General features: G+C 69.1%; 24 protein-coding genes and 1 tRNA gene. 8 read left to right on the forward strand and 17 right to left on the reverse strand.

What is annotated here, in order from left to right:
• The first annotated feature begins 36 nt into the window (after positions 1–36).
• On the forward strand, positions 37–657 hold the full coding sequence (locus ACFOM9_RS14000) for a DUF937 domain-containing protein (protein ID WP_386712111.1): 621 nt from the start codon (positions 37–39) through the stop codon (positions 655–657).
• Between the two features lie 158 nt (positions 658–815).
• Here ACFOM9_RS14000 and ACFOM9_RS14005 read toward each other — a convergent pair whose 3' ends face one another.
• A complete protein-coding gene (locus ACFOM9_RS14005; RefSeq protein WP_386712114.1) occupies positions 816–1,202 on the reverse strand; it encodes an RNA-binding S4 domain-containing protein in 387 nt (128 codons plus the stop codon).
• 101 nt (positions 1,203–1,303) lie between these two features.
• On the opposite strand from ACFOM9_RS14005, the gene ACFOM9_RS14010 reads away from it, so the two are divergent.
• On the forward strand, positions 1,304–2,755 hold the full coding sequence (locus ACFOM9_RS14010; RefSeq protein WP_386712117.1) for an MATE family efflux transporter: 1,452 nt from the start codon (positions 1,304–1,306) through the stop codon (positions 2,753–2,755).
• Positions 2,756–2,900: 145 nt separating this feature from the next.
• Here the strand turns inward: ACFOM9_RS14010 and rplS are convergent, their stop codons facing one another.
• The 6 genes from rplS to ffh all read right to left on the reverse strand — a co-directional run bounded on the left by rplS (position 2,901) and on the right by ffh (position 7,661).
• Entirely contained in the window at positions 2,901–3,302 is a 402-nt protein-coding gene (gene rplS / locus ACFOM9_RS14015) for a 50S ribosomal protein L19 (protein ID WP_386712120.1), read from the reverse strand.
• 139 nt (positions 3,303–3,441) lie between these two features.
• Positions 3,442–4,203, reverse strand: coding sequence for a tRNA (guanosine(37)-N1)-methyltransferase TrmD (trmD, locus tag ACFOM9_RS14020; protein ID WP_386712122.1), 762 nt, complete (start codon positions 4,201–4,203; stop codon positions 3,442–3,444).
• A 185-nt stretch (positions 4,204–4,388) separates the two neighbouring features.
• On the reverse strand, positions 4,389–4,904 hold the full coding sequence (rimM, locus tag ACFOM9_RS14025) for a ribosome maturation factor RimM (RefSeq protein ID WP_386712125.1): 516 nt from the start codon (positions 4,902–4,904) through the stop codon (positions 4,389–4,391).
• 34 nt (positions 4,905–4,938) lie between these two features.
• Complete coding sequence (gene rpsP, locus ACFOM9_RS14030; protein ID WP_386712128.1) at positions 4,939–5,214, reverse strand: 30S ribosomal protein S16; 276 nt, start codon at positions 5,212–5,214, stop codon at positions 4,939–4,941.
• Between the two features lie 148 nt (positions 5,215–5,362).
• Positions 5,363–6,190, reverse strand: coding sequence for an aminotransferase class IV (locus ACFOM9_RS14035; RefSeq protein WP_386712131.1), 828 nt, complete (start codon positions 6,188–6,190; stop codon positions 5,363–5,365).
• A gap of 106 nt (positions 6,191–6,296) precedes the next feature.
• Positions 6,297–7,661 carry a signal recognition particle protein gene (gene ffh / locus ACFOM9_RS14040; protein ID WP_386712134.1) on the reverse strand — a complete coding sequence of 455 codons (1,365 nt, stop codon included), beginning with the start codon at positions 7,659–7,661 and terminating at the stop codon, positions 6,297–6,299.
• A gap of 193 nt (positions 7,662–7,854) precedes the next feature.
• Here ffh and ACFOM9_RS14045 point away from each other — a divergent pair, with 193 nt between their 5' ends.
• The 5 genes from ACFOM9_RS14045 to ACFOM9_RS14065 all read left to right on the forward strand — a co-directional run bounded on the left by ACFOM9_RS14045 (position 7,855) and on the right by ACFOM9_RS14065 (position 13,512).
• Complete coding sequence (locus ACFOM9_RS14045; RefSeq protein ID WP_386712137.1) at positions 7,855–8,646, forward strand: cytochrome C assembly family protein; 792 nt, start codon at positions 7,855–7,857, stop codon at positions 8,644–8,646.
• 106 nt (positions 8,647–8,752) lie between these two features.
• The gene (locus ACFOM9_RS14050) at positions 8,753–9,205 is read left to right on the forward strand and encodes a MarR family winged helix-turn-helix transcriptional regulator (RefSeq protein WP_386712140.1); all 453 of its coding nucleotides are present in this window, start codon (positions 8,753–8,755) and stop codon (positions 9,203–9,205) included.
• A 3-nt stretch (positions 9,206–9,208) separates the two neighbouring features.
• Positions 9,209–10,723, forward strand: coding sequence for an efflux transporter outer membrane subunit (locus ACFOM9_RS14055; protein ID WP_386712142.1), 1,515 nt, complete (start codon positions 9,209–9,211; stop codon positions 10,721–10,723).
• On the forward strand, positions 10,720–11,919 hold the full coding sequence (locus ACFOM9_RS14060) for an HlyD family secretion protein (RefSeq protein ID WP_386712145.1): 1,200 nt from the start codon (positions 10,720–10,722) through the stop codon (positions 11,917–11,919). The genes ACFOM9_RS14055 and ACFOM9_RS14060 overlap by 4 nt, the downstream gene beginning before the upstream one ends.
• Positions 11,920–11,928: 9 nt before the next feature.
• Positions 11,929–13,512, forward strand: a complete 1,584-nt coding sequence (locus ACFOM9_RS14065) for a DHA2 family efflux MFS transporter permease subunit (protein ID WP_386712148.1) — start codon at positions 11,929–11,931, stop codon at positions 13,510–13,512.
• A 175-nt stretch (positions 13,513–13,687) separates the two neighbouring features.
• Here the strand turns inward: ACFOM9_RS14065 and radA are convergent, their stop codons facing one another.
• From radA to ACFOM9_RS14080, 3 genes are all read right to left on the reverse strand, one after another.
• Positions 13,688–15,082 carry a DNA repair protein RadA gene (gene radA / locus ACFOM9_RS14070; protein ID WP_386712150.1) on the reverse strand — a complete coding sequence of 465 codons (1,395 nt, stop codon included), beginning with the start codon at positions 15,080–15,082 and terminating at the stop codon, positions 13,688–13,690.
• On the reverse strand, positions 15,079–15,672 hold the full coding sequence (locus tag ACFOM9_RS14075) for a hypothetical protein (protein ID WP_386712153.1): 594 nt from the start codon (positions 15,670–15,672) through the stop codon (positions 15,079–15,081). The genes radA and ACFOM9_RS14075 overlap by 4 nt, the downstream gene beginning before the upstream one ends.
• An 88-nt stretch (positions 15,673–15,760) precedes the next feature.
• Complete coding sequence (locus ACFOM9_RS14080) at positions 15,761–16,096, reverse strand: PadR family transcriptional regulator (RefSeq protein WP_386712156.1); 336 nt, start codon at positions 16,094–16,096, stop codon at positions 15,761–15,763.
• Between the two features lie 190 nt (positions 16,097–16,286).
• Here ACFOM9_RS14080 and ACFOM9_RS14085 point away from each other — a divergent pair, with 190 nt between their 5' ends.
• Positions 16,287–17,951 (forward strand): GMC oxidoreductase, encoded by a 1,665-nt coding sequence (locus ACFOM9_RS14085; protein ID WP_386712159.1) that lies wholly within the window; start codon positions 16,287–16,289, stop codon positions 17,949–17,951.
• An 87-nt stretch (positions 17,952–18,038) separates the two neighbouring features.
• Here the strand turns inward: ACFOM9_RS14085 and ACFOM9_RS14090 are convergent, their stop codons facing one another.
• From ACFOM9_RS14090 to murJ, 7 genes are all read right to left on the reverse strand, one after another.
• Positions 18,039–18,296, reverse strand: coding sequence for a hypothetical protein (locus ACFOM9_RS14090; RefSeq protein ID WP_386712161.1), 258 nt, complete (start codon positions 18,294–18,296; stop codon positions 18,039–18,041).
• 26 nt (positions 18,297–18,322) lie between these two features.
• Positions 18,323–18,398: transfer RNA gene (locus tag ACFOM9_RS14095), tRNA-Thr, on the reverse strand.
• A gap of 63 nt (positions 18,399–18,461) precedes the next feature.
• Positions 18,462–19,415 (reverse strand): 4-hydroxy-3-methylbut-2-enyl diphosphate reductase, encoded by a 954-nt coding sequence (gene ispH / locus ACFOM9_RS14100; RefSeq protein ID WP_386712164.1) that lies wholly within the window; start codon positions 19,413–19,415, stop codon positions 18,462–18,464.
• An 80-nt stretch (positions 19,416–19,495) separates the two neighbouring features.
• Positions 19,496–19,993: a signal peptidase II gene (gene lspA, locus ACFOM9_RS14105; protein ID WP_386712167.1), complete on the reverse strand. Its 498-nt coding sequence runs from the start codon at positions 19,991–19,993 to the stop codon at positions 19,496–19,498.
• A gap of 107 nt (positions 19,994–20,100) precedes the next feature.
• Complete coding sequence (gene ileS / locus ACFOM9_RS14110; protein WP_386712286.1) at positions 20,101–22,899, reverse strand: isoleucine--tRNA ligase; 2,799 nt, start codon at positions 22,897–22,899, stop codon at positions 20,101–20,103.
• 82 nt (positions 22,900–22,981) lie between these two features.
• Positions 22,982–23,965 (reverse strand): bifunctional riboflavin kinase/FAD synthetase, encoded by a 984-nt coding sequence (locus tag ACFOM9_RS14115; RefSeq protein ID WP_386712170.1) that lies wholly within the window; start codon positions 23,963–23,965, stop codon positions 22,982–22,984.
• Between the two features lie 106 nt (positions 23,966–24,071).
• Positions 24,072–25,736, reverse strand: a complete 1,665-nt coding sequence (murJ, locus tag ACFOM9_RS14120; RefSeq protein WP_386712173.1) for a murein biosynthesis integral membrane protein MurJ — start codon at positions 25,734–25,736, stop codon at positions 24,072–24,074.
• Positions 25,737–25,761: the final 25 nt, after the last annotated feature.

The raw sequence follows: 25,761 nt of genomic DNA on the forward strand, positions 1-25,761 counted from the left end.
TCGTAGGATGGCGCTTCCGAATCCCGGGAACATGCCATGTCCACCCTCACCCACGATCTCTCCTCGCAACTGGAGGGCGAACCGGTCCAGCGGGTGGCACGGCAACTGGGCATCGATCCGGCGCAGGCATTTTCCGCCGTCAGCGCGGCCCTGCCGCTGCTGATGGGCGCGCTGGGCCGCAACGCCAGCCAGCCGCAGGGCGCGCAGGCGCTGTTCGGCGCATTGCAGAAGGATCACGCCGGCGGCGACCTGGGCAGTGTGCTGGGCGCGGTGCTCGGCGGTGCGCAGGGTCGCCAGACCGACGGCGCGGGCATTCTCGGGCACATCTTGGGCGGCCAGCAGGAGCGCGCGCAGGCCGCCGTCGCCCAGGCCACCGGACTGCGGGGCGGGCAGGCCAGCCAGCTGCTGAAGATCCTCGCGCCGATCGTCCTCGCCAATCTGGCCAAGCGCATGTTCCAGGACCACGGCCGGGCCGCCGCAGACACCGGTCCCGACGCATTGAGCGGCATCCTGAGCCAGGAACAGCAGGAAATCCGCCAGGAAGGCGGCCTCGGCGGCGGCCTGCTCGACGCGGTACTCGACCAGGACGGCGACGGGCAACTGGGGATTGGAGACCTGATGAAGATCGGCGGCGGGCTGCTGGGCGGCCGACGCTGACTCGTGGGGGCCGCGTGACGGCATTTTGCCAGGGTGCTCTTGTAGGAGCGGCTTCAGCCGCGAGCTCCTGATCTTCGAAACCAGACCACAGGCTCGGCAAAGAGCTCGCGGCTGAAGCCGCTCCTACAAACGTGCCTCCTTCGACTGCCTCGTCACGCTCAGAACGCGTCAATGTCGCCCAATGTCCGGATCAGCCGCCGCGCGCGCTTGTCGGGTTTGCCTTGCGGCGGCTGGTATCCGGCGCGGGCCGCTCGCAGGTCGGCGAGCCGGGCTTCGCGGGCAGCGCGCGAGGTTTCGGATTCGGCGTACATCGTCCGCGCCACGGTTGCCGGGCCGCGCTGCTCGCCGATCGCGACGACCTCGACCTCGAAGATCTCCTCGCCGCGGACGATCCGCAGCGCGTCGCCTGCGCGCACGCTGCGCGAGGCCTTGGCGCGCTGGCCACCGACGTCGACCTTGCCGCCCTCGACGGCCTGCTTCGCCAGGCTGCGGGTCCGGTAGAAACGCGCCGCCCAGAGCCAGATGTCGAGCCTGGTGGTGTCCATGGTCACGGGGTTGCACGCTTGCGCATGGTGCAAGTCTGCACGAATCCCCGCGCGCGTTGCCGTGAAAAAGGGCTGCATCCGACTTCTGGCACGATGCGCCGATGCCGAGCGCCAAGACGCGAGACCTCACCCAGGGCCCGATCGGGCGCACGCTGTTCGTGTTCGCGCTGCCGATCATGGCGGGCAACGTGCTGCAGTCGCTCAACGGCTCGGTCAACGCGATCTGGGTCGGCCGCTTCCTCGGCGAGGAGGCGCTGACCGCCACCGCGAACGCCAACAACATCATGTTCTTCCTGATCGGTGCGGTCTTCGGCGTCGGCATGGCCGCGACGATCCTGGTCGGGCAGGCGATGGGCGCCCGGGACACCGCGCAGGCCAAGCGCGTGATCGGCACCAGCGCCACCTTCTTCTTCCTGGTATCGCTGGCGATCGCCTTCGCCGGCCTGCCGCTGTCGCGCCACATCCTGGTGTGGATGAGCACTCCGGCCGAGTCGCTCGCACTCGCGGAGTCCTACCTGCGCATCATCTTCATGGCGGTGCCGTTCCTGTACATGTTCGCCTTCCTGTCGGCGATCCTGCGGGGCTCGGGCGATACCCGCACGCCGTTCGCATTCCTCATGCTGGCGGTGCTGCTGGACATCGTATTGAACCCGCTGCTGATCTTCGGCCTCGGGCCATTGCCTGAAATGGGCATCGCCGGCTCCGCCACGTCGACCCTGGTGGCCAACGTCGTCAGCCTCGCGGCGATGCTGCTGTGGTTGCGGCATCGCCGACACCCGCTGTGGATCAGCCGCCACGAGAACGCCGTCTACCGTCCCGATCCGGCGATCCTGCGCGCGCTGGTGGTCAAGGGCGTGCCGATGGGCCTGCAGATGATCGTGATCTCGCTGGCGATGATCATGATGATCAGCATGGTCAACGCCTACGGCGTCGACTACGCGTCCGCGTACGGCGCGGCGCTGCAGCTGTGGACCTACATCCAGATGCCGGCGATGGCGATCGGCGCGGCGTGCTCGTCGATGGCCGCGCAGAACGTCGGCGCCGGCCGCTGGGACCGGGTCAACGCCACCGCGCGCGCCGGCACGGCGTTCAATTTCCTGATGACCGGTGCGCTGATCGCGCCGGTCATCCTGTTCGACCACACCACGCTGTCGCTGTTCCTGCCGGACGGAAGCGCGGCGCTGGAACACGGCCGCCACCTCAACCACATCGCGGTGTGGTCGTTCCTGTTCTTCGGCGTGAGCTTCGTGGTCTCCGGCGTCGTGCGCGCGACCGGCGCGGTGATCCCGCCGCTGTTGATCCTGGGCGTCGCGATGTGGGGGATCCGCATCCCGTTCGCCGACCTGCTGCAACCGGCGCTGGGCATCGATGCGATCTGGTGGAGCTTCCCGGTCAGCGCGCTGTGCTCGATGCTGATGTCGCTGGCGTATTTCCGCTGGGGCGGCTGGCGCAAGGCGAAGATGCTCAAGCCGGACCCGGAGGCGGTCGCCGTGCCATCGGAAGTGCCGTCGCAGGTGCCGTCGCCCGTGGCCGACCAGGGGCCGAGGTCGTGATGGCAGAAGGTGGCGCTGCGTAGGAGCGGCGGAAGCCGCGAAGTTCTGGGGAAGGCATCGCGGCTTCCGCCGCTCCTGCAAGAAGCAAAGGCCGCAAACGAAAACGGCCACCCGGAGGTGGCCGTTCGTGCATCGATGCCGAGGATTACTTGGCGGCAGCGGCGGCGGCACGCGCCTTGGCGTTGCCGGCCAGGTCTTCCTTGATGCGCGCCTTCTTGCCTTCCAGTCCGCGCAGGTAGTACAGCTTGCCGGCGCGCACGGCGCCACGGCGCTTGACCTCGACCGAGTCGATGACCGCGCTGTGGGTCTGGAAGACGCGCTCGACGCCGAAGCCGTGCGAGATCTTGCGCACGGTGAAGGCGGAGTTGATACCGGCGTTCTTCTTGGCGATGACCACGCCTTCGTAGGCCTGCACGCGCTCGCGGTTGCCTTCCTTGACCTTGACGTTGACGACGACGGTGTCGCCGGGGCCGAAGACAGGCAGCTCGCGCTGGGTCTGTTCGGTTTCGAAATTCTGCAGCAGCGTGTTGAGCGAAGGCTTGTTCATGACGATGACCTGGGTTGCTTGCCTGTTGGGAGTGCCTTGAAGGCGTCGTTGTAGCGCGAGTGCACGTGGACCCGCGTCTTGGCATGGGTGGAGCGAAGCGCGCAATTATAGCGGCAATTTTCCCTTGCGCGCTAGGGGGTTACGTGTCGAATCCGGCCCCGTGGCCCGCACCGGCCAGGAACTCCTCCAGCAGCTTGTGATCGGCAGGCGACAGGGTGCCGCGGTCCAGGAGGTCCGGGCGCCGCAGCCAGGTCCGGCCGAGGGCCTGCTGGCGGCGCCAGCGGGCGATCAGCGCGTGGTTGCCCGACAGCAGCACCGCCGGGACTTCACCCAGCGCGTGCTCCACCGGTCGGGTGTAGTGCGGGCAATCGAGCAGGCCATCGCCTTCGAAACTGTCCTGGACAGCCGATTCCGCGTCGTTGAGGGCCCCGTCCTGCAGCCGGGCGACGGCGTCGACCACCACCGCCGCGGCCAGTTCGCCGCCCGACAGCACGTAGTCGCCGATCGAGATTTCCTCGTCCACCTCGGCCGCGAGCAGCCGCTCGTCGACACCCTCATAGCGGCCGCACAGCAGCACCAGGCGCGGTTGGGCGGCCAGCTCGCGGACTTTCGCCTGGGTCAGCGGCCGGCCCTGCGGGCTGAGATACACGACCCGTGCCGGCGCCGGATCGGCCGCGCGCGCCGCCTCCAGGCAGGCCCGCAGCGGGTCGATCATCATCACCATGCCAGGGCCGCCGCCGAAGGGACGGTCATCGACGCGGCGATAGTTGCCCTCGGCGTAGTCGCGTGGATTCCAGCCGTGCAGCGACAGCAGCCCGCGTTCCTGCGCACGCCCGACGACGCCATGACCGGCGACCTGGGCGACGAATTCGGGGAACAGGCTGACGATCTCGATGCGCATGGGGTTTGCCCCTTCCCCTTCAAGGGATGAAGACGAATTGTTTGCGAGCCACTGGCTCGCATTCGTCTGAACGCCGCGCGTGCTGCGCGCGGCCGGACAGGCCGGAACCGAGATGAAGATGGGTTTGATCTTGCGGCATTTCGGAACCCATCCCCACCCAAACCCTCCCCCTGAAGGGGAGGGCTTCAGAACTCCGGATCCCAGTCGACGGTGACCACGCCTTGGTCGAAATCGATGGAGACGATGTAGTCCGGCTGCAGGAAGGGAATCATCCGCTCGCGCTCGCCTTCGGCCACCAGCACGTCGTTGGCGCCGGTGGAGAACAGGTGCGACACGCGGCCGAAGTCGGCGCCCTCGCGATTGACCACGCGCAGGCCTTCCAGATCGACCCAGTAGTACTCGCCGGGCTGCGGCGGCGGCAATGCCGAGCGTGCCACCCAGACCTCGCTGCCGCGCAGCGCCTCGGCAGCGTCGCGGTCGGCGACCTCGGGGAACGTCGCGACGATGCCCTTCGTGGTCAGGCGCCCGCGCGCGCCGGCCAGTTCCCGCTCGTGGCCCTGCGCGTCGCGCAGGATCCATGGCTGGTAGCGGAGAATGGCGTTGGCGGGCTCGGTGAACGATTCAAGCTTCAGTTCGCCACGCACGCCGAACGCGCCGTGGACCCTGCCAAGCAGGATGCGGCGCGCGGGAGGCGATTCCATTTCGGCAAGGGCCGCGCGTGGCGCGGCCCGGGCGTCAGGCAGCTTCGGCTGCCGGAGCGGCTGCGGCGAGCTTGCCCGCTTCCTTGTACAGGTTGCGGACCTTGTCGGTCAGCTGCGCGCCCTGTCCGACCCAATGGTCGACGCGGGCGATATCGAGCTCGATGCGCTTCTCGGCGCCCGACGCGACGGGGTTGTAGAAACCCACGCGCTCGATGTTGCGGCCATCGCGCGCGGCGCGCTGGTCGGTGACGATGATGTGGTAGAAGGGGCGCTTCTTGGCGCCGCCACGGGTAAGGCGGATCTTGACCATGGTGTGTTCTCGTGTTGCCCAGTCGCCAGGACGGCGAGGTAAGCCGGGCATTGTAAGGCACTGAAGCGGATCATGAAAAGCCCGCCCTGAGGCCCCCTTTCCCGGCCAGCCCTGCCCGGTTCCGTGCTCCGCGGTCAAACGGCCACGGTCATACGGGCTGCCAGGGGTGCCTCGCGAGCGCCTGCGCCAGCAACTCGGCGAGGTCCGGGGCCGGTGGCCACGCCATTTCGTCCACACCGGCAAGGGGCCAGACGCCGCGCGAATTGCAGGCGAACCCGGCCCGGAAGCCCGCCAGCTCCTCCAGCCGCACCTCGCGGCGGGCCTGCGCCACGCCGAGCGCGTCCAGGCCCGCCTGCAGCAGCTGCTCGCTGGTGCCACGCAAGGCAGGCGCCAGCGGCCAGGTGACCTGCCGCCCGTCCCAGAGACCCAGGTTCCAGACCGAGCCTTCGCTGAGCCGGCCATCGTGGGTGACGAACAGCGCGTCATCGAAGCCCGCGCCGCGCGCCGCGCGAGCGAAATGGAACAGCGGGAACGTTCCGACGTGCTTGACGTGCGGCAGCGCGCGTTCGTGGTGGAAGGACTTCACGCGCCGCGGTTCCGGTTCGGGTTCGGGTTCGGCAGGCGCGGAGATCGACACGATCACGTCGACTTCCACCGCGCGCAGCGGATCTCGGAAATCGAACGCTGCCGCGCAGATCGTCACGCGCGCGCTGCAATCGGCGGTGGCCGCGGCATCAAGCCCACGACGCAGCCCGTCGAGCACGCGCTGATCGTCGAGTTCGGTGGCGAACAGGTCACGCGTCGCCTCGCGCAGGCGCCGCAAGTGCAGGTCGAGCCCGCGCACGGCCCCGCCGCGCACCTGCATCGAGGTGAAGTGGCCATAGTTGCGCGACGCCAGCGCATGCAGCGCGGACCCGGCGGCCGATCCGCAATCGTCGGCATCCAGGACGCGACCGTTGCACAGGACGACGGACACGCCTCAGCCTGCCATGGGCACGGCGATGGCCGTGATCAGAACTGCAGCGCCAGGCATCGCAACCGTGGCCGCTGCCGCCGCGCACGCAGGCCGCATCGCTGCGATCTCAGCGGAACGGCATCCCGCCGCCGCCCATCATCCCTTTCATGCCGCGCATCATGCCCTTCATGCCGCCGCGGCCCAGCTTGCCCATCATCTTTTCCATCTGCTGGTACTGCTTCATCAGCTTGTTGACGTCGGCGGGGCTGAGCCCGGCGCCCTTGGCGATGCGGGAGCGGCGCGAACCGTTGAGCAGCGTCGGGTTGCGACGCTCCTTCTTCGTCATCGAATTGATGATCGCCACCATCCGCGGCACTTCCTTGCCGGTGACCTGCGCCTTGACGTGGTCGGGGATCTTGCCCACGCCCGGCAGCTTGTCCATCAGTCCCGACAGGCCGCCCATGTTCTGCATCTGCTCGAGCTGGTCGCGCATGTCGTTGAGGTCGAACTTGCGGCCCTTGGCGACCTTCTCGGCCAGCTTCTGCGCCTTGTCCTGGTCGACCTGCTGCTCGACCTGCTCGACCAGCGACAGCACGTCGCCCATGTCCAGGATGCGGCTGGCGATGCGGTCGGGGTGGAACACGTCCAGCCCGTCGACCTTCTCGCCGGTGCCGATGAACTTGATCGGCTTGCCGGTGACGTAGCGCACTGAAAGCGCGGCGCCGCCGCGGGCGTCGCCGTCGGTCTTGGTCAGCACCACGCCGGTCAGCGGCAGCGCCTCGCCGAACGCCTTGGCGGTGACGGCCGCGTCCTGGCCGGTCATCGAATCGACCACGAACAGGGTTTCGGCGGGGTTCACCGCGCCGTGCAGCGCCTTGATCTCGGCCATCATCGCCTCGTCGATCGCGAGGCGGCCGGCGGTGTCGACGATCAGCACGTCGGCGTACGACTTGCGCGCGTCGTCGATGGCGGCGCGCACGATCGCTTCGGGCTTCTGGTCGGCGGTGGACGGGAAGAACAGCACGTCGACCTGCTGGGCGAGCGTCTTCAGCTGCTCGATCGCGGCGGGCCGGTAAACGTCGGCGCTGACCACCATCACCTTCTTCTTGCGCTTCTCCTTCAGGTGCTTGGCAAGCTTGGCCACGGTGGTGGTCTTGCCCGCGCCCTGCAGGCCGGCCATCAGGATCACCGCCGGCGCCGGCACGTTGAGGTTGAGGTCGCTCGCCGCCGCGCCCATCACCAGGGTCAGTTCGTCGCGCACGACCTTGATCAGCGCCTGGCCCGGAGTCAGCGACTTCAGCACCTCCTGACCCACCGCGCGCACCTTGATGCGCTGGATCACCGCCTGCACCACCGGCAGCGCGACGTCGGCTTCGAGCAGCGCGATCCGCACCTCGCGCAGCGCTTCGCTGATGTTGGACTCGGTGAGCCGGCCACGGCCGCGCAGGCGCTCGATGGTGCCGGACAGGCGCTGGGTCAGTGATTCGAACATGAGGACAGCCGCGGATGAAAAAGAGCGGCGATTATAGCTTTGCCCTCTCCCTGCGAAGGCAGCCGAGCCTGGGAGGAAGATCGAGCCGGAACGCCGGGCGGCCTTCTTCCTGAAGCCATGCCGGCACCCGCCCCCACCCCCCCGACCTGTCCGACCTTCGCAGGGCAGGCGCGGATCGTGCGACACTTCTTCGATGACAATCGTTCTCATCGCCATCGTCCTGTACCTGCTGGCCGCAGTCACGCTGGTGGTCGGATTGATGCGCGAACCGCGACGCCACGCACGCACCTGGTTGTTCCCTGCGCTGGCCGCCGTCGTGCTGCATGCCGGCTACCACGCCATCGTCTGGCGGGGCGCCGGCGGCACCGATCTGCATTTCTTCTCTGCGCTGTCGCTGGTCGGGCTCGGCATGGCGATGCTGACCCTGCTGGTCGGCGCGCGCGGGCGAATGGCGACATTGGGCGTGGTGGTGTTTCCGATCGCCGCGGCCACGCTGGGCGGCTACGCCGGCTATGGTCACCACCTCGCCGAAGGACTGGACGCGCGCCTGCAGATGCACGCATGGGCGGCCGTGCTCGCCTACGCCACCCTGGCGGTGGCCGCGCTGCTGGCGGTCATGCTCTGGCTGCAGGAGCGCGCGCTGCGCCGGCGCGACTTCCACGCCTGGCTGCGCGTGCTGCCGCCGTTGACGGAGCTGGAAACGCTGCTGTTCCGCACGATCGGCGCGGGCTTCGTGATGCTGACCGCAACCCTGCTCACCGGCGTGCTGTTCGTCGACGACCTGTTCGCGCAGCACCTGGTGCACAAGACCGTGCTGAGCGTGCTGTCGTGGCTGGCATTCGGCGCGCTGCTGCTCGGCCGCTGGCGCTACGGCTGGCGCGGCGGCATCGCGGTGCGCTGGACGCTGGCCGCCATGGCGCTGCTGGTGCTGGCGTTCTTCGGCAGCAAGTTCGTGCTGGAGCTGGTGCTGCACCGCGCCGGCTGAGTCTGCGACCGGGGCAGATTCGCCCGAAACCGGGATTCGCAATTCCATTGATGGGACAATAGTTGCATTGACAACTATTGCAGGCGACAGGAAAATGCCGCCCCTCATGAACACCCCCACCTTCCAGGATAGCGGCGCCAGCCTCGGCCTGCTCTTCCGCCAGCTGCGCGACGCCATGTGGGCGCGCATGAAGGTGGAGCTGGCCGACCTGGGCCACGACCTGACCTTCAGCCAGTACATCACGCTGAAGAAGCTGGCCATCGGCTCGGCCGGCGTCACCGACCTGGCGCGCGCCGCCGAGGTCCATCCCGGGGCGATGACGCGCCTGCTCGACCGCCTCGTCGCCAAGGGCCTGGTGGCCCGCACGGCGGATCCTGCCGACCGCCGGGCACTCAACATCCACCTGACCGAGTCCGGGCTGGCGATCTGGCAGGACATCAACAAGTGCGGCGAACGCGTGCGCGAGCGCGCGCTCCACGGCATGAGCGAGCAGGAACGCAGCCTACTGACGCAGCTGCTCGAACGCGCGCGCGACAACCTCACTTCCACGGAATCCTGACCCATGGCCGTCCAACGCCAGCGCCCGCCCCGCGGGCTGCCCTTCGTGCTTTCCGTTTCCGGCGCTGCGGCTGTCCTGCTGGTGCTGGCCGGCTGCGCGAGTACCCGCGGGCTCGCGCCGGAAGGGCGCGCGATCGAAGCCGATTCGCTCGCCGCCAGCCGCAGCCTGGGCACCCCGGCGCTCAGCGATGCCGCCTTCCCGGCGCGCGACTGGTGGACCACGCTCGGCGATCCGCAACTCGACGCACTGATCGACGAAGCGCTGCGTGACAGCCCTTCGCTCGCGGTCGCCGATGCCCGCGTTCGCCAGGCATCGGCGCAGGCCGGGCTGGCCGACGCTGCGCGCCGGCCGACGCTCGGGGCCAGCGCGCGCGAATCCCTGGTGCGCCTGCCCGAAACGCTGGCGCCGGAGCCGCTGGGCGGCGACGTGAACGCCAGCACCGTGCTGATGCTCGACTTCAAGTGGTCGCCCGACCTGTGGGGCGGGAAGCGCGCGAAATACGAAGCGGCTGTCGGCCAGGCGCGCGCGGCGCAGGTCGATGCGCAAGCCGCGCGGCTGACGCTCTCGTCGAACGTCGCCCGCGGCTACATCGCGCTCGCCCAGGCCTACGAGATGCTCGACGTTGCGGAACGCGAACAGGCGCGCGCCTCGCACCTGCGCGACCTCGCCGGCCAGCGGGTGGAGGCCGGCCTCGACAACCAGCTGCAGCTGCGCCAGTCCGAAAGCACGATCGCCACGGCGCGGCAGCAGGCGCAGTCCGCGCAGCAGCAGATCGAAGCACTGCGCAACGCCCTCGCCGCGTTGCTCGGCAAGGGCCCGGATCGCGGCCTGGACATCACCCGGCCACATCTGCTCGACGCGCCCTCGCCGAACGTGCCGGGGGTGCTGCCCAGCGAGCTGCTGGGCCATCGGGCCGACGTCGTGGCCGCTCGCTGGCGGGTGGAAGCAGCGAGCCGCGGCATCGACGCGAGCAAGGCCGCATTCAAGCCCAGCATCAACCTCAATGCGCTGGTCGGACTGGCTTCCTCTGGCTTGTCCGAGCTGTTCAGCGGCGACGCGCTGCTGGGCTTCGGCGGTCCGGCGATCAGCCTGCCGATCTTCGACGGCGGCGCGCTGCGCAGCCAGCTGGCGAAGTCCGACGCCGACTACGATCTTGCAGTCGCCAGCTACAACCAGGCGCTGGTCGGCGCGCTGCATGAAGTTACCGACGCTGTGCAGGCCGCGCGTTCGCTCGACGCGCAGATCGCCTCGGCGACGCAGGCGCGCGACGCCGCGCAGGCGGCGCTGCAACTGGCCGACGCGCGCTACCGGGCCGGCCTGGGCACGCAGCTCGACGTGCTGTCCGCGCAGCGCCCGCTGCTGCAGCTCGAACAGCAGCTCGCCTCGCTGCGCGCGCAGCGCTACGTGGCCACGGTCGACCTCGACCGCGCGCTCGGCGGCGGCGTTGCGCCTGTCGGTCCCGAAGCCGCGTCCGAATCCCACTCCAGTCCAGACCTCGCCGGGGCCCCCACGCCATGACCTCCGAAATCAATCCGCAAGCCGCCACGCTCCCCGCCCCGCCCGCGCCGAAGAACGGCAAGCGCAAGCGCGCCCTGCTGATTCTGGCCGCGATCGTGGTCCTGGCCGGCATCGCCTGGCTGGCGTACTACCTGCTGGTCGCGCGCTGGCACCAGGACACCGACGACGCCTACGTGCAGGGCAACGTGGTCAGCATCGTGCCGCAGACGATGGGCACGGTGGTCAGCATCGACGCCGACGAGGGCATGAAGGTCGAAGCCGGCCAGCCGCTGGTGGAGCTCGACCCCAACGACGCGCAGGTCGCCTACGACCAGGCCGTCGCCAACCTCGCCGGCACGGTGCGCCAGGTCCGCGGCCTGTACAGCAGCGTCGACGCCGGCCAGGCCGACATCAAGGCGCGCCAGGTGGCGGTGTCGCAGGCGCGCGCCGACGTGAAGCGCCGCGAGGGGCTGGTCGCGACCGGCGCGGTGTCGCGCGAGGAACTCGCGCACGCACGCGACATGCTCGCGGCGGCCGAGGCCGCGCTGTCGGCTTCGCACGGCCAGCTCGCGCGCAGCAGCGCCCTGGTCGACGCCACGACCGTACAGGGCCAGCCGCAGGTGCAGGCGGCGGCCGCGCAGCTGCGCCAGGCGTACCTCAACCTGCAGCGCACGGCGATCGTCGCGCCCGTTTCCGGCTACGTCGCGCAGCGCAGCGTGCAACTCGGCCAGCGCGTGCAGCCGGGCACCACGCTGATGACCATCGTGCCGACCGACGAGATGTGGGTGGAAGCGAACTTCAAGGAAACCCAGCTGACCGGCATGCGCATCGGCCAGCCGGTCGAGGTGCATGCCGACCTCTACGGCCGCGACGTCAGCTACGACGGCAAGGTCGCCAGCCTCGGCATGGGCACGGGTAGCGCGTTCTCGCTGCTGCCGGCGCAGAACGCGAGCGGCAACTGGATCAAGATCGTGCAGCGCGTGCCGGTTCGGATCGACCTCGACCCGAAGCAGCTGGCCGAGCATCCGCTGCGGCTCGGGCTGAGCATGGGCGTGGACGTGTCGATCCGCGACCAGGACGGCGCGGTGATGGCCAAGGCGCGCAAGGATTCGAAGCCCCTGCTGAGCACCCAGGCCTACGCCAGCCAGCTTGGCGATGCCAATGCGCTGATCACGCGCATCATCGAACAGAACCTGCCGCAACGCGCGCGCAACTGATCCACGGCCATGTCCACGACCGTCGACCAGGCTGACGGCGCCCTGCCGTCCGCGCGCGATCCGGCCCAACCCTTCCGCCCGCCGAACATGGCGCTGGCGACGATCGGCATCGCGCTGGCGATGTTCATGCAGGTGCTGGACATCACCATCGCCAACGTCTCGCTGCCCACGATCTCCGGCAACCTCGGCGCCAGCGCCAACCAGGCCGTGTGGGTGATCACCTCGTTCGCGGTCAGCAACGCGATCGCGCTGCCGCTGACGGGGTTCCTGACCCGCCGTTTCGGCGAGCGCAGGCTGTTCGTCTGGGCCACGTTTGCCTTCGCGATCGCCTCGCTGCTGTGCGGCCTGGCCAACTCCATGGGCATGCTGGTCGCGGCGCGCGCGCTGCAGGGGTTCGTCGCCGGCCCCATGTATCCGGTGGCGCAGGCGCTGATGATCTCGATCTACCCGCCGGCCAAGCGCGGGCAGGCGATCGCGCTGCTGGCGATGGTCACCGTGGTCGCGCCGATCGCGGGCCCGATCCTGGGCGGCTGGATCACCGACAACTACAGCTGGGAATGGATCTTCTTCATCAACGTGCCGATCGGCATCTTCGTCAGCTTCGTGGTCGCCAGGCAGCTGCGCGGGCGCCCGGAAAAGCTCGACAAGCCGCGGATGGACTACGTCGGCCTGGCGACGCTGGTGGTCGGCGTCGGCGCGCTGCAGGTCCTGCTCGACCTGGGCAACGACGAGGACTGGTTCAATTCCACCCGGATCGTGGTGCTGGCGATCGTCGCGGTGATCGCGCTGGCGGTGTTCTTCATCTGGGAGCTCACCGACAAGGACCCGATCGTCGACCTGCGGCTGTTCCGGCATCGCAACTTCGCCAGCGGCACGATCGCGCTGGTGCTGGCCTACGCCGCGTTCTTCGCGGTGGCGCTGATCATCCCGTTATGGCTGCAGCGCAACCTCGGCTACACGCCCATCTGGGCGGGCCTGGCGACCGCGCCGATCGGCGTGCTGCCAGTGCTGCTGACGCCGTTCGTGGGCAAGTACGCCGGGCGCTTCGACCTGCGCGTCGTCGCAAGCCTGGCGTTCATCGCGATGGCTGCGACCAGCTTTGCGCGCGCCGGGTTCAATCTCGACGTCGACTTCCAGCGCGTGGCGATGGTGCAGCTGTGGATGGGCCTGGGCGTGGCCCTGTTCTTCATGCCGGTGCTGACGATCCTGCTGTCGGACCTCGAGCCGCACGAAATCGCATCGGGCTCCGGCGTGGCGACGTTCTTCCGCACGCTCGGCGGCAGCTTCGCCGCGTCGCTGACGACCTGGGCCTGGAATCAGCGCACCGTCATCCACCATGCGCAGCTCACCGAACACGTTCCGGCGGCCGATCCCGCGATGCGCCACACCGTCGAGGCGCTCGGCCAGGGCGACGTGCAGCGCGGCGCCCTGGTACTCGACCACATGATCTTCCAGCAGGCGGCGCAGATCGGATTCAACGAGATCTTCCACCTGCTCGGCATCCTGTTCATCGGGGTGATCGCGTTCGTCTGGCTCGCCAAGCCGCCGTTCGCGGCGAAGATGGGGGGCGGAGCGGCGGCGGGCGGGCATTGATCGGGGGCCCGCGTGGCAGCGGCTTTTCACACACGCGGCCCGTAGACTTCGGCAAGCGCACGAGGGATGACGATCATGCCCTCGCCTTCGTGGGAGCGGCTTCAGCCGCGAGCTCTTGCTTCGGAAGCAAAAGCTCGCGGCTGAAGCCGCTCCCACAAGAGCAGTGCGCGAGATCTCAGGCGGCTTCGAGCGCGTCGGCAAGGCGCTCGACCGCGACCACTTCCATGCCCTTGTAGCTGCCGCCCTTCGGCGCGTTGGCCTTCGGCACGATCGCGCGCTTGAAACCGTGCGTGGCCGCTTCCTTCAGGCGTTCCTCGCCGTTGGGAATCGGTCGGATCTCGCCGCTCAGCCCAACTTCGCCGAAGACGACGGTCTTGTCGGCCAGCGGCTGGTCGCGCAGCGATGACAGCACGGCGAGCAGAACGGGGAGATCGGCGGCGGTCTCCTGCACGCGGATGCCGCCAACGACGTTGACGAACACATCCTGGTCGCCCACCACGACGCCGCCATGGCGGTGCAGCACCGCCAGCAGCATGGCCAGCCGGTTCTGTTCGAGCCCGACCGCGACGCGGCGCGGGTTCGACAGCGGCGACGCATCGACCAGCGCCTGCACTTCCACCAGCAGCGGCCGCGTGCCTTCGCGCGTGACCATCACGCAGCTGCCGGGCTGCTGGGTGCTGCCGCCGGACAGGAAGATCGCCGAGGGGTTCGGCACTTCCTTCAGGCCCTTCTCGCCCATCGCGAACACGCCCAGTTCGTTGACCGCGCCGAACCGGTTTTTGAAAGCGCGCAGCACGCGGAAGCGGCTGCCGCTGTCGCCTTCGAAATACAGCACCGCATCGACCATGTGCTCGAGCACGCGCGGGCCGGCGATGCCGCCTTCCTTGGTGACGTGGCCGACCAGGAACACCGCGGCGCCGGTTTCCTTGGCGTAGCGCACCAGGCGCGCGGCGGATTCGCGCACCTGGCTGACCGAGCCGGGCGCGGCGGTCAGCGATTCGGTCCACAGGGTCTGGATCGAGTCGGCGATGATCAGTTTCGGCTGCAGCGCCACGGCGTGTTCGAGGATGCGTTCGACGCCGGTTTCGGCCAGCGCGTTGACGCCCTCCAGCGGCAGCCCCAGCCGCGAGGCGCGGCCGGCGACCTGCGCCAGCGACTCCTCGCCGGTGACGTACAGCCCGGGCAGCGTCGCCGCCATCTGCGTGACCGCCTGCAGCAGCAGCGTGGATTTGCCGATGCCCGGATCGCCGCCGACCAGCACCACCGCGCCCTCGACCAGGCCGCCGCCGAGCACGCGGTCGAACTCGCCGATGCCAGTGGAGACGCGCGCATCTTCTTGGTGGCGCACGTCCTTGAGCGCCGTCACCTGCGGCGCGTCGACCTTGCCCGCCCAGCCGCTGCGGCGCGATGCCGGAGATTTCGCCGCGGCAGCCGATTCCAGCACGATTTCCGACAGGGAATTCCATGCGCCGCATTCGCCGCACTGGCCCTGCCACTTGTTGTGTTCGCCGCCGCACTCGCTGCAGACGTACGCGACTTTTGCCTTGGCTGTCTTGCCCGCTGTCTTCATGCCCACACTCTAGCCCGCGACCGTCGCACCCGGGGAGACCGCCGAGCCGGCGCGGGTTCGACGCGCGCCCACTCCTGGCAGATGTCGTACAGCCCGCACAGGAAGGTGATCGCGCCGGCCAGGCCTAACCACGGCCGGGCAATCGCATCCGCGCCCGCGGCGACGAAGATGGCGAACGGTTGCGGATCGAGAAATGCGGTCATCGGCGCGGCGTGGGTGAGCAGCATCATTCCCAGGCCGACATGGCCGATGATGCCCAACCGGCGATTCCAGCGTCGCCACCCGTCCTGCGCCGCGACCACCAGATAATTGGCGATCACCACCGCGAGCCAGCAGAGCGTGGCCACGGGCTGCCAGCTGTCGAGGAAGCCATCGGTCAGCTGCAGGCCTCCGGGCACGCCCTTGCCCAACGTGGCCGCGTCCCAGAACCCTTGGGGCGAGAGGTACATCGCCAGCGGGAACACGCACAGGCCCGCGGCCGCCAGCAGGGCAAGCCAGCGCCCGCCGCGCGCCGGCTTGTCCTGGGCGTGCGGACGCCAGGCGAAAGTGCCCGCGGGCCGCCGCCGCGCACAGCCGATCAGGACGAACACGACTCCAGCGCGACATCGTTGCGCTTGTCCCGGGGCAAAAACCGCGCGACATCGCCCACATAGAATTCGATCGCGTCATGCGCGTTCATCAGGCGTCTCCAAGGAATCCGTGGATGGCTTCGACCTGGGCGCGCCAGGCCTTGGCGAGTTCGGCCAGGGCATCGCTCCCCTCGGCGTTGAGCCGGTAGTAGCGTCGCGGCGGTGCGGTGGCCGTGTCCCACTCGCTGGTCAGCAGCCCTTGGGCTTCGAGCCGCCGCAGCAGCGGATACAGCGTGCCCTCCTCCACCGGCATGCCGCCGTCGACCAGGGCCTGCCGCAGCGAGTAGCCGTACTGGCGTTCGCGCAGCTGGCTGAGCACGGCCAGCACCAGCACGCCGCGCCGGAGCTCGACCAGCCCGATGCCCTTTGCCTGCCCCTGCGTCATGTGGCGCCCTCACTGTTCGAGCACAGTACATAGCGTCGCATACCATGGCAAGCACAGTAGTAGGCATCAAGTCTGTACGGGGCCGGGCGTGGCCGGCGCCCAACCACGATGGCCGCCCGATGCGATTCCCGGCGTTGTCCTGCTTGGTTGCGCCGACAGCATCCAGGGCGCCGGACGGAAGGACCCTGCATTGATCCGCGACTACCTCGATCAATCCTGCGACGACCACCACCACGCCGACCTGTGCATCATCGGCGCCGGGCCGGCGGGCATCGCCATCGCCATGGCCTTCGTCGGCTCCCGCTGCCGCGTGCTGCTGCTGGAGAGCGGCGGGCTGGAGACCGAACGCCGCAGCCAGGCGCTCAACGAAGGCACCTCGGTCGGCCCGATCCACCTGGACCCCGCGCGCACCCGGCTGCGCGCCTTTGGTGGCAGTTGCCGGCTCTGGGGCGGCGGCTGCATGCCGCTCAGCAGGCTGGACGTGGAACCACGTGCCTGGGTACCGCACAGCGGCTGGCCGATCGATTACGAGGAACTTGAACGCTACTGCCAGCTCGCCCTGGGACTTTGCGCGATCGAGGACGAGGCCCCCGGCCAGGTCCATCCGGCCAACGGCGGGCGCAGGCGAACAGGCCTGGATCCGGGCCTGCTCGTCGATCGGCTCTATAGCCAGAGTCCGGTGTTCTTCGGCGACACCTACCGGGACATGCTCGCGCAGTCGTCCAACGTCGAGCTGCTGCTGCACGCCAACCTGCTGGAGCTGGTCCACGACGCGAACGACGGCCGGATCGAATCCGCGCGCATCGGCAACATCGACGGACGCTACGGCCGGGTCCATGCACGGCACTACGTGCTGGCGGCCGGAGGCCTGGAGAACCCGCGCCTGCTGCTGCTTTCCGACGCCGCCGCGCCCGCAGGCCTGGGCAACGAGCACGGCCTGGTGGGACGTTATTTCATGGACCATCCGCGCTGCGTCGCGGGCAGCCTGGTCGCCGGCCCGGCCGATCGCGTGCTGCGCCGTTACACGCGCGAAGGCAAGCCGTCCACGACGCGCACGCACGCGGAGATCAGCCTGTCGGACGACGCACAACGGCGCCTGGGGGTGCTGAACGGGCGCGCCCGGCCGTATCCGGTGGCTCGGCCCACTCCACCCGGCGTGCAGGCGCTGCGCGACCTGCGCGCATCGCTTCGCGCCCCGGCGCCGTCCCGCGAAACCGACGTGGACCGCGATGTGATGGCCGGCCTGAACCACGGCATTCCCGCACCAGCGACGCCGGCCGCTCCGGGCACGGAGCCGCGAGGCCGGTTGGCACTACGCGTGGCGCTCCACGGTGCCGACGTCGCCAAGGCTGCGGTCAGGCGCATGTGTGGCCGCCCGAGCGTGGGCAGCGAACGCGTGGACGTGATGGCCTACTTCGAGCAGGCGCCCAATCCCGACAGCCGCGTTCGCCTGGGCAGCCGCCTCGATCCGCTCGGCCAGCGCAGCATCGAGGTCGACTGGCGGCCCACGCCGCTGGACCTGGACTCGTACCGCGTCAGCTCCGCCGTGTTCGGCCAGCAGCTCGCACGCCACTGCCGGGCGCGCTTCGAACCCGCCGCGTGGTTGACCGACCGGTCGGTACTGCCCGCGTTCCACAGCACCGCGCACCACATCGGAACCACGCGGATGGCAGACAACGCCCGGGAAGGCGTCGTCGACCGCCATTGCCGCGTGCACGGCATCCAGAACCTGCATGTGGCGGGAAGCTCGGTGTTCCCGACCGGCGGATGGGCGTTCCCGACCCTGACCATCGTCGCGCTGGCATTGCGCCTGGCCGAGCGCCTGAAGCCGGCGCTGGAAATTTCCGGCCTGTAGCAGCGGGATCCGCCAAGCGGGCCGCGCCACCAACGCTGTCTTCCGAAGCCTGTCGTCCCCTGGCCTGCCGGCCAGCGGTGCAGTCCGTCAGGTCGAGGGGCCTTCTGCCTCGCGCTGTTCGATGATCTTCGCCGCCTGCGCATCGGCGGCAACCCGGTGCTGCAGCGACTTGCACAGCTCGATGCCGGCCGTGGTCAGCTGCGGGGGATCGGTTTCCATGGTGACCAGCCCGCTGTCGGTCAGGCGCTGGTGGATCCGGGTGTCGCCGGACTCCAGCGGCAGGCACTGGTCCACCCGTTGCAGCACCTCGAGCAGGGCGAGGTCTTCCAGTGCGATCGGGTCCATGGGCTTACTCGATACGGCGTTGAAGATGGTGCCGGAAATAGGAATCGAACCTACGACCTACGCATTACGAATGCGCCGCTCTACCAACTGAGCTATTCCGGCGTTGTAGCGGCCGCGACCGTGGCGGCTGCGGGCTGTGGATTCTAGGTTTCAACACAGGCAGGGTCAATCGACCAGTTGCAAGCGCAATTCCTTGGGAAGCGCGAAGACCATGTTTTCGGGCTCGCCCGAGAGCTCGCGCAGGCCGGCGGAGGCGCCAAGCGCCTGCAGGCGCTCGATCACCCCCCGCACCAGCACATCAGGGGCCGAGGCGCCGGCGGTGACCCCGATGTGGCGGCGGCCTTCCACCCACTGCGGGTCGATCTCGTCCGCGCCGTCGATCAGGTACGCCTCGACGCCCTCGCGTTCGGCCAGTTCGCGCAGGCGGTTGGAATTGGAGCTGTTGGGCGAACCGACCACTAGCACCAGGTCGCATTGCGCGGCGAGGTCGCGCACCGCGTCCTGGCGGTTCTGGGTCGCGTAGCAGATGTCGTCGTTCTTCGGCCCCTGGATCGCCGGGTAGCGATCGCGCAGCGCCTCGATCACGCCGCGGGTGTCGTCGACCGACAGCGTGGTCTGGGTGGTGTAGGCCAGGTTGGCCGGCTGGTCGACTTCCAGCGCCGACACGTCTTCGACGTCCTCGACCAGGTAGATGCGGCCGGTGCCGCATTCGCGGTCCCACTGACCCATCGTGCCTTCCACCTCGGGGTGGCCGGCATGGCCGATGAGCACCACGTCGCGACCGGCGCGGCAGTGGCGCGCGACTTCGAAATGCACCTTGGTCACCAGCGGGCAGGTCGCGTCGAACACCTTGAGTCCGCGCCTTCCCGCTTCGGTGCGCACGGCCTGCGAAACGCCGTGGGCGCTGAAGATCACGGTCGCGTTGTCCGGTACTTCGTGCAGCTCTTCGACGAAGATCGCGCCGCGCTGCTTGAGGTCATCGACCACGTAGCGGTTGTGTACCACCTCGTGGCGCACGTAGATCGGCGCACCCAGCGTTTCGATCGCGCGCTTGACGATCTCGATCGCGCGATCGACACCGGCGCAGAAGCCGCGGGGATTGGCGAGGACGATATCCATGAAGCCGATTTTACCGGAGACGGGCGGCCAAAAGCCGCGATCCGGGCAATCCTGAGCGTCCCGTGCGGGAAACGGGCGGATCAGCTGCCGGGCGTCGGCTTGCGCTGGAACAGCCCGAACAGCGCAATGCCGAGCGCCCCGGCCACGATCGCCGAGTCGGCGATGTTGAACGCTGGCCAGTAGTGGTCGCCCCAGTACCACTGCACGAAATCGATGACGTGGCCATGGACGATGCGGTCGATCACGTTGCCGATGGCGCCGCCCACCACCAGCGCGAACGGAAGCGCCGTGCGCCAGTCGCCGCGCGGCGTGCGCGACAGCCAGAAGGCCAGCAGGCCGCTGATGCCGACGGCCAACGCCGAGAACAGCCAGGTCTGCCAGCCGCCGGCGTCGGACAGGAAGCTGAACGCCGCGCCGGTGTTGTAGGTGCGGTACCAGTTCCAGAAGCCGTCGATGACCGGGACCGGCGTGTACTCGGGCAGGCTGGACAGCACCCATGCCTTGGTCCACTGGTCGAGGACGATGACGACCACCGACAGCAGCAGCCAGGTCAGTGCGTTGGGTTTCGGGTTCTGCATTGGGCTCGCTTCGTGGCTGTGATGCGGCGATGGGATTCGAATGTTAGCGGCCTCCAGGCCTCGGGACCGTCAGCCGCAGCGTCGGCGGGGATGACGGCGAAGGCGCCTCAGAACCACCGCCGCTCTTCACCCGGCCCCTCGATGTTGGAAACGCAGCGGCCGCACAGCTGCGGATGCGCGGCATCGGTGCCGACATCGTCGCGGTGGTGCCAGCAGCGCACGCACTTGGCTTTCCCGGTGCGGCGCGCGGACACGGTGATCTCGTGGGCGTCACCGTCGGCGACCAGGGACACGTCGCCGCTGATCAGCAGGAAACGCAGCTCGTCGACCAGCGGGGCAAGCCAGTTCTGGTCGGAGACGCCGCACTTCAGGTCGATTTCCGCTTCCAGCGCCGCGCCGATGGTCCCGCTCGCACGCATCGGCTCGAGCACCTTGGACACCTGCTCGCGCAGCGCCAGCAGCGCGTCGAATTCCTTCGCCGACGGCGTCGCGTCCTCGCCCATCGGCGCGAGGCCGTCGTACCAGGTCGCGAACAGCACGTAGTCCTTGCGCGTGGCGCCGTCGACCGACCCGGGCAGGTAGCCCCACATCTCGTCGGCGGTGAAGCTGAGCACCGGCGCGATCCAGCGCACGAAGGCTTCGGCGATGCGGTACATCGCGCTTTGCGCGCTGCGACGCCCGTGAGAATCCTCGGCCATCGTGTACAGACGGTCCTTGGTGACGTCGAGGTACAGGGACCCGAGGTCGACGCTGCAGAAGTTCAGCAGCGCCTGCACGATCTCGGCGAAATCGTAGCGCGCATAGGCCTCGACGATCTTCTGCTGGACCTCGAACGCGCGATGCACGATCCAGCGGTCCAGCGCGACCATGTCGTCCAGCGGGCGCAGGTGCGTGTCGGGATCGAAGCCGTGCAGGTTGCCGAGCAGGAAGCGCGCGGTGTTGCGGATGCGGCGGTAGGCATCGGCGTTGCGCTTGAGGATTTCCTGCGACAGCGACATCTCGTTGCTGTAGTCGCTTGATGCGATCCACAGGCGCAGGATGTCCGCGCCCAGCGTCTTCATGATGTCCTGCGGCTCGATGCCGTTGCCCAGCGACTTGGACATCTTGCGGCCGTGCTCGTCGACGGTGAACCCGTGCGTCAGGCACTGCCGGTACGGCGCCGCCTTGTCGATCGCCACGCCGGTCAGCAGCGACGATTGGAACCAGCCACGATGCTGGTCGGAGCCCTCGAGGTACAGGTCTGCCGGCTTGCCCAGGCCGCGCTCGAGCAGCATCGCTTCGTGGGTGACGCCGGAATCGAACCAGACGTCGAGGATGTCGGTGATGCGGTCGTAATGCTGCGCCTCGTCGCCCAGCAGCTCGGCCGGGTCGAGCGAATACCAGACGTCGACGCCTTCGCGTTCCACGCGATCGGCCACCGCGCGCATGATCTCGGTGCTGCGCGGATGCGGCTCGCCGCTCTCGCGATGCACGAACAGCGCGATCGGCACGCCCCAGGTGCGCTGGCGCGAGATCGTCCAGTCCGGGCGCCCCTCGATCATGCCGGCGATGCGCGCCTCTCCCCACGCGGGGTACCACGTGACGCCCTTGATCGCCTCCAGCGCGTCGCGACGCAGGTTCGCCTGCTCCATCGAGATGAACCACTGCGGCGTGGCGCGGAACGCCACCGGCGTCTTGTGCCGCCAGCAGTGCGGGTAGCTGTGTTCGATCTTCGCGAACGCGAGCAGCGCTCCGCTGCCCCGCAACAGCTCGACGATGGCGTCGTTGGCCTTCCAGATGTGCAGCCCGGCGAGTTCGACCCCGTTTGCCGGCGGCGTCGAGGGCAGGTAGACGCCGCGTCCGTCGACCGGGTTGAGCTGGGCCGCGCTGTACTTCTCGACCAGTCCGTACTTCTGCCCGGCGACAAAGTCTTCCTGTCCGTGCCCGGGCGCGGTGTGCACGGCGCCGGTGCCGTCCTCGGCCGAGACGTGGTCGGCGAGGATCAGCGGGATGTCACGATCGTCGTAGAACGGATGCGCCAGCAGCTGGCCTTCCAGCGCGGCGCCTGAGGCGCGACCGTGCACGACCGCTTCGTCGATCCCGTAACGCTGCAGCGCCTTGTCGACCAGCCCTTCGGCCAGCACCAGCCAGCGACGCCGGCCGTCGTGCGCGGGGCCTTCGACCAGTGCGTATTCCAACTCGGCGCCCAGCGACACCGCCAGCGATGCCGGAAGGGTCCAGGGCGTCGTCGTCCAGATCGGCACGGCAAGCTCGGTGCCTGCCGGCAGGTCGCTGCCGAACCGACGCGCCAGCGTCTTCGCGTCGCGCGCGACGTATGCCACGTCGACGGCGGGCGAGACCTTGTCGTGGTATTCGATCTCGGCCTCGGCGAGTGCCGAGCCGCAGTCGAAGCACCAGTACACCGGCTTCACGCCGCGCACCAGGTGGCCGTTGTCGATGACCTTGGCCAGCGCGCGCATCTCGTCGGCTTCGAACCTGAAGTCGAGCGTCTTGTACGGGTGGTCCCAGTCGCCGATCACGCCCAGGCGCTTGAAGTCCCTGCGCTGCACGTCGATCTGCGCGTTGGCGTATTCGCGGCACTTCTGCCGGAATTCGACCGCGTCCAGCTTCACCCCGACCTTGCCGTACTTCTTCTCGATCGCGATCTCGATCGGCAGGCCGTGGCAATCCCAGCCGGGGATGTAGGGGGCATCGAAGCCGGTCAGGTACTTCGACTTGACGATGATGTCCTTGAGGATCTTGTTGACCGCGTGGCCGAGATGGATCGCGCCATTCGCGTACGGCGGACCGTCGTGCAGCACGAACAGGTCGCGGCCCTCGGCGTTCTCGCGCAGGCGCGCGTACAGGCCTTCGGACTCCCAGCGCGCCAGCGTCTCCGGCTCGCGCTTGGGCAGGTCGCCGCGCATCGGAAAATCGGTCGCCGGCAGGTGCAGCGTCGCCTTGTACGGGTTGTCGGCCTTGATGGGTTTGTCTGCGCTCACGCTGGGCTCATCGTCTCAGTGCTTCTCGTGGAAAACCCGCGGTCGCACGTGCGGGCTCTTGCTCGGGAGCGAGCAGTTGACGCGCCAGTTGCGCGTCGCGATCCATCTGCGCCACCAGGGCCGGCAGGTCCGGGAACTTTTCTTCGTCCCGCAGCCTGGCGACGAATTCGACGTCGATGCGCCGACCGTACAGGTCGCCGTCGAAATCGAACAGGTGCGCTTCGAGCAGCGGCTCCACGCCACCAACCGTGGGCCGGGTGCCGAAACTCGCCACCGAAGGCCACGGGCGGTCGCCGACGCCGTGCACCCAGGTGGCGTAGATGCCCGACAGCGCTGGCCGCTTGTCGTCGAAGCGCAGGTTGGCCGTCGGATAGCCCAGCGTGCGGCCGAGCTGGCGGCCACGCACCACGCGCCCGCCTAGCGCATACGGCGCGCCCAGCAGGCGGGTGGCGGTGTCGAAGCTCCCGTCCTGGAGCGCGGCGCGGATGCGGGTGCTGGACACGCGCTCGCCGTCGAGCCGCACCGGTGCGATCGCGTCGGCGACGAAGCCATGCGCTTTGCCCTCGCGCTGCAGCATGGCCAGGTCGCCCGCCCGCCCATGGCCGAAACGGAAATCCGGGCCGACATGCACCTCGCACGCAGCCAGCCGCCGCACGAGGACCTGGCGCACGAAATCCTCGGCGCTCATCGCCACCATCCGCGCATCGAAGCGCAGCAGCCCGACCAGGTCCGCGCCCAGCGCGCACAGCCCCTCGAACTTGGCACGCGGCAGCTGCAGTCGCGGCGGCGGCTCGCCCTGGGCGAAGAACTCCCGCGGCAGCGGCTCGAAGCTCAGCGCGACCATCGGCAGCTCCAGCGCGCGCGCGCGCCCGGCCGCATGGCGCACCAGCGCGCGATGGCCCAGGTGCAGGCCGTCGAAGGCGCCGATGCAGACCACACTGCCGTGGGGGCACAGGGGCCCGCCTTCGACGTCGCGGAACAGCCGGTTCATGGAGTCTCGATGTGGGGCCGCCAGGTCATGAAAGACCCTGCGCCGCGAGGATTCGCGCTGCCCGGAACCGAAAAGTATAGCTGCGGGGCAACAAACCCAGGCCCGGTCAGTGCCGCAGGTGGCGCGGGCGGATGCCCTGCAGCCACAGTGCCGCCACGTAGGCGAATGCTCCGGCGCCGACCACCACCCCCAGCCGCCAGATCCGCTCCCACCAGGGCCACGTGGTCCAGTCCTGCCACTGCCACAGCAGGGCCGCCACCGCCGCCACCAGGGCGATGGCCGCAATCGCCAGCTGCCGCAGGAAGGGCCGCCAGCCCGGCTGCACCGCGTAGACCGCGGCGCGCCGCAGGTACCACCACAGCTGGATCGCGTTGAGCCAGCCGGCAAGCGCGATCGCCAGCGCCAGGCAGGCATGCGCGCCGGGGATCCGACCCAGCGCCTCGAAAGGACGGCCCCCGCTCGCCGCCAGCGCTCCGCGCCCCAACTCCGTGAGGAACAGCAGGCCCAGCATCAGCAGCGCGGTGAACAGCGCGTTGCCAGCGACGGAAACCACGGCCGCCTTCACCGGCGTCTTGGTGTCCTGGCGCGAATAGAACGCGGGCGCCAGCACCTTGACCAGCAGGAACGCGGGCACCGCGGTGGCCTGCGCGACCAGGCTCAGCCGCGCCATCGCGGTGTCGCGGGCATCGAAGTTGCCATGCTGGAACAGGGTCGCGATCAGCGGTTCCGCGCACAGGATCAGGCCCAGGCACGCCGGAACGCCGATCAGCAGGCACAGCCTGAAACCCCAGTCGAGCGCCTTCGAGAAGCCCTCGGGATCGGTCGATGCGTGGCGGCCCGACAGGTGCGGCAGGATCACGGTGCCGATGGCCACGCCGAACATGCCCAGCGGGAATTCCAGCAGGCGATCGGTGTAGTACAGCCAGGTCACGCTGCCGCCGATCAGGAACGAGGCCACAATGGTGTTCAGCAGGAGGTTCACCTGCGCCACCGACGCGCCGAACAGGGTCGGCACCATCAGTTTCACGATCCGCCGCACGCCGGCATGCGCCGTCCCCCAGCGAGGCCGGGGCAGCAGCCCCAGCCTGGCCAGCGATGGCAGCTGGAAGCCCAGTTGCAGCACGCCCGCGACGAACACGCCCCAGGCCAGCGCCAGCACCGGGTCGTAGCCCCACGACTGCAGCAGCGGCGCCCCGCACAGCGCGGCCGCGATCATCGACACGTTCATCAGCACCGGCGACAGCGCCGGGATGGCGAAGCGGTCGTAGCTGTTGAGGATGCCGCCGGCCAACGATGCCAGCGAGATGAACAGCGCGTACGGGAAGGTGATCCGCAGCATCTCCGCGGCCAGCCGGCCCTGCTGCGTATCGGCGCCGAAGCCCGGCGCGAACAGCGGCATGATCCAGGGGGACAGCAGGACCGCCGCCGCGGTCAGTACCAGCAGGAACGCGGTCAGCGTGCCGGCGACCCGGTCCACCAGCTCCTTGACCGCGTCGTGGCCGTGCCGGTTCTTGTATTCGGCAAGCACCGGCACGAAGGCCATCGAGAACGAGCCCTCGGCCGAAAGCCGGCGCATGAAGTTCGGGATCCGGAACGCCACCACGAAGGCGTCCATGGCGGGGCTCGCGCCGAAGACCGCGGCGTAGACCTGGTCGCGGACCAGCCCCGAGATGCGCGAGATGAAGGTCATCGCGCTGAACACCGCGGTCGAGCGCAGCAGGCCGGTGCGGCGCGGCGCGGCGGGAGCGGGGACCCGGGCTGGGGCGCTCACGGCCTGCCCCCGGACTGGCGGATGT

Origin of the sequence: Luteimonas notoginsengisoli (assembly GCF_042648885.1) — a bacterium.
Lineage (GTDB): Bacteria > Pseudomonadota > Gammaproteobacteria > Xanthomonadales > Xanthomonadaceae > Luteimonas > Luteimonas notoginsengisoli.

What these genes read in the sequence shown, in the direction of transcription:
- ACFOM9_RS14065 (WP_386712148.1), top strand. Translation starts at nt 11,929, where the DNA reads ATGTCCACGACCGTCGACCAGGCTGACGGCGCCCTGCCGTCCGCGCGC.
- trmD (WP_386712122.1), bottom strand. Translation starts at nt 4,203, where the DNA reads ATGCGCATCGAGATCGTCAGCCTGTTCCCCGAATTCGTCGCCCAGGTC.
- ileS (WP_386712286.1), bottom strand. Translation starts at nt 22,899, where the DNA reads ATGCGCGGCGACCTGCCCAAGCGCGAGCCGGAGACGCTGGCGCGCTGG.
- ACFOM9_RS14005 (WP_386712114.1), bottom strand. Translation starts at nt 1,202, where the DNA reads ATGGACACCACCAGGCTCGACATCTGGCTCTGGGCGGCGCGTTTCTAC.
- rpsP (WP_386712128.1), bottom strand. Translation starts at nt 5,214, where the DNA reads ATGGTCAAGATCCGCCTTACCCGTGGCGGCGCCAAGAAGCGCCCCTTC.
- ffh (WP_386712134.1), bottom strand. Translation starts at nt 7,661, where the DNA reads ATGTTCGAATCACTGACCCAGCGCCTGTCCGGCACCATCGAGCGCCTG.
- ACFOM9_RS14080 (WP_386712156.1), bottom strand. Translation starts at nt 16,096, where the DNA reads ATGACGCAGGGGCAGGCAAAGGGCATCGGGCTGGTCGAGCTCCGGCGC.
- ACFOM9_RS14050 (WP_386712140.1), top strand. Translation starts at nt 8,753, where the DNA reads ATGAACACCCCCACCTTCCAGGATAGCGGCGCCAGCCTCGGCCTGCTC.
- ACFOM9_RS14000 (WP_386712111.1), top strand. Translation starts at nt 37, where the DNA reads ATGTCCACCCTCACCCACGATCTCTCCTCGCAACTGGAGGGCGAACCG.
- ACFOM9_RS14010 (WP_386712117.1), top strand. Translation starts at nt 1,304, where the DNA reads ATGCCGAGCGCCAAGACGCGAGACCTCACCCAGGGCCCGATCGGGCGC.
- rplS (WP_386712120.1), bottom strand. Translation starts at nt 3,302, where the DNA reads ATGAACAAGCCTTCGCTCAACACGCTGCTGCAGAATTTCGAAACCGAA.
- ispH (WP_386712164.1), bottom strand. Translation starts at nt 19,415, where the DNA reads ATGGATATCGTCCTCGCCAATCCCCGCGGCTTCTGCGCCGGTGTCGAT.
- radA (WP_386712150.1), bottom strand. Translation starts at nt 15,082, where the DNA reads ATGAAGACAGCGGGCAAGACAGCCAAGGCAAAAGTCGCGTACGTCTGC.
- ACFOM9_RS14060 (WP_386712145.1), top strand. Translation starts at nt 10,720, where the DNA reads ATGACCTCCGAAATCAATCCGCAAGCCGCCACGCTCCCCGCCCCGCCC.
- lspA (WP_386712167.1), bottom strand. Translation starts at nt 19,993, where the DNA reads ATGCAGAACCCGAAACCCAACGCACTGACCTGGCTGCTGCTGTCGGTG.
- rimM (WP_386712125.1), bottom strand. Translation starts at nt 4,904, where the DNA reads ATGGAATCGCCTCCCGCGCGCCGCATCCTGCTTGGCAGGGTCCACGGC.
- ACFOM9_RS14115 (WP_386712170.1), bottom strand. Translation starts at nt 23,965, where the DNA reads ATGAACCGGCTGTTCCGCGACGTCGAAGGCGGGCCCCTGTGCCCCCAC.
- ACFOM9_RS14090 (WP_386712161.1), bottom strand. Translation starts at nt 18,296, where the DNA reads ATGGACCCGATCGCACTGGAAGACCTCGCCCTGCTCGAGGTGCTGCAA.
- ACFOM9_RS14045 (WP_386712137.1), top strand. Translation starts at nt 7,855, where the DNA reads ATGACAATCGTTCTCATCGCCATCGTCCTGTACCTGCTGGCCGCAGTC.
- ACFOM9_RS14055 (WP_386712142.1), top strand. Translation starts at nt 9,209, where the DNA reads ATGGCCGTCCAACGCCAGCGCCCGCCCCGCGGGCTGCCCTTCGTGCTT.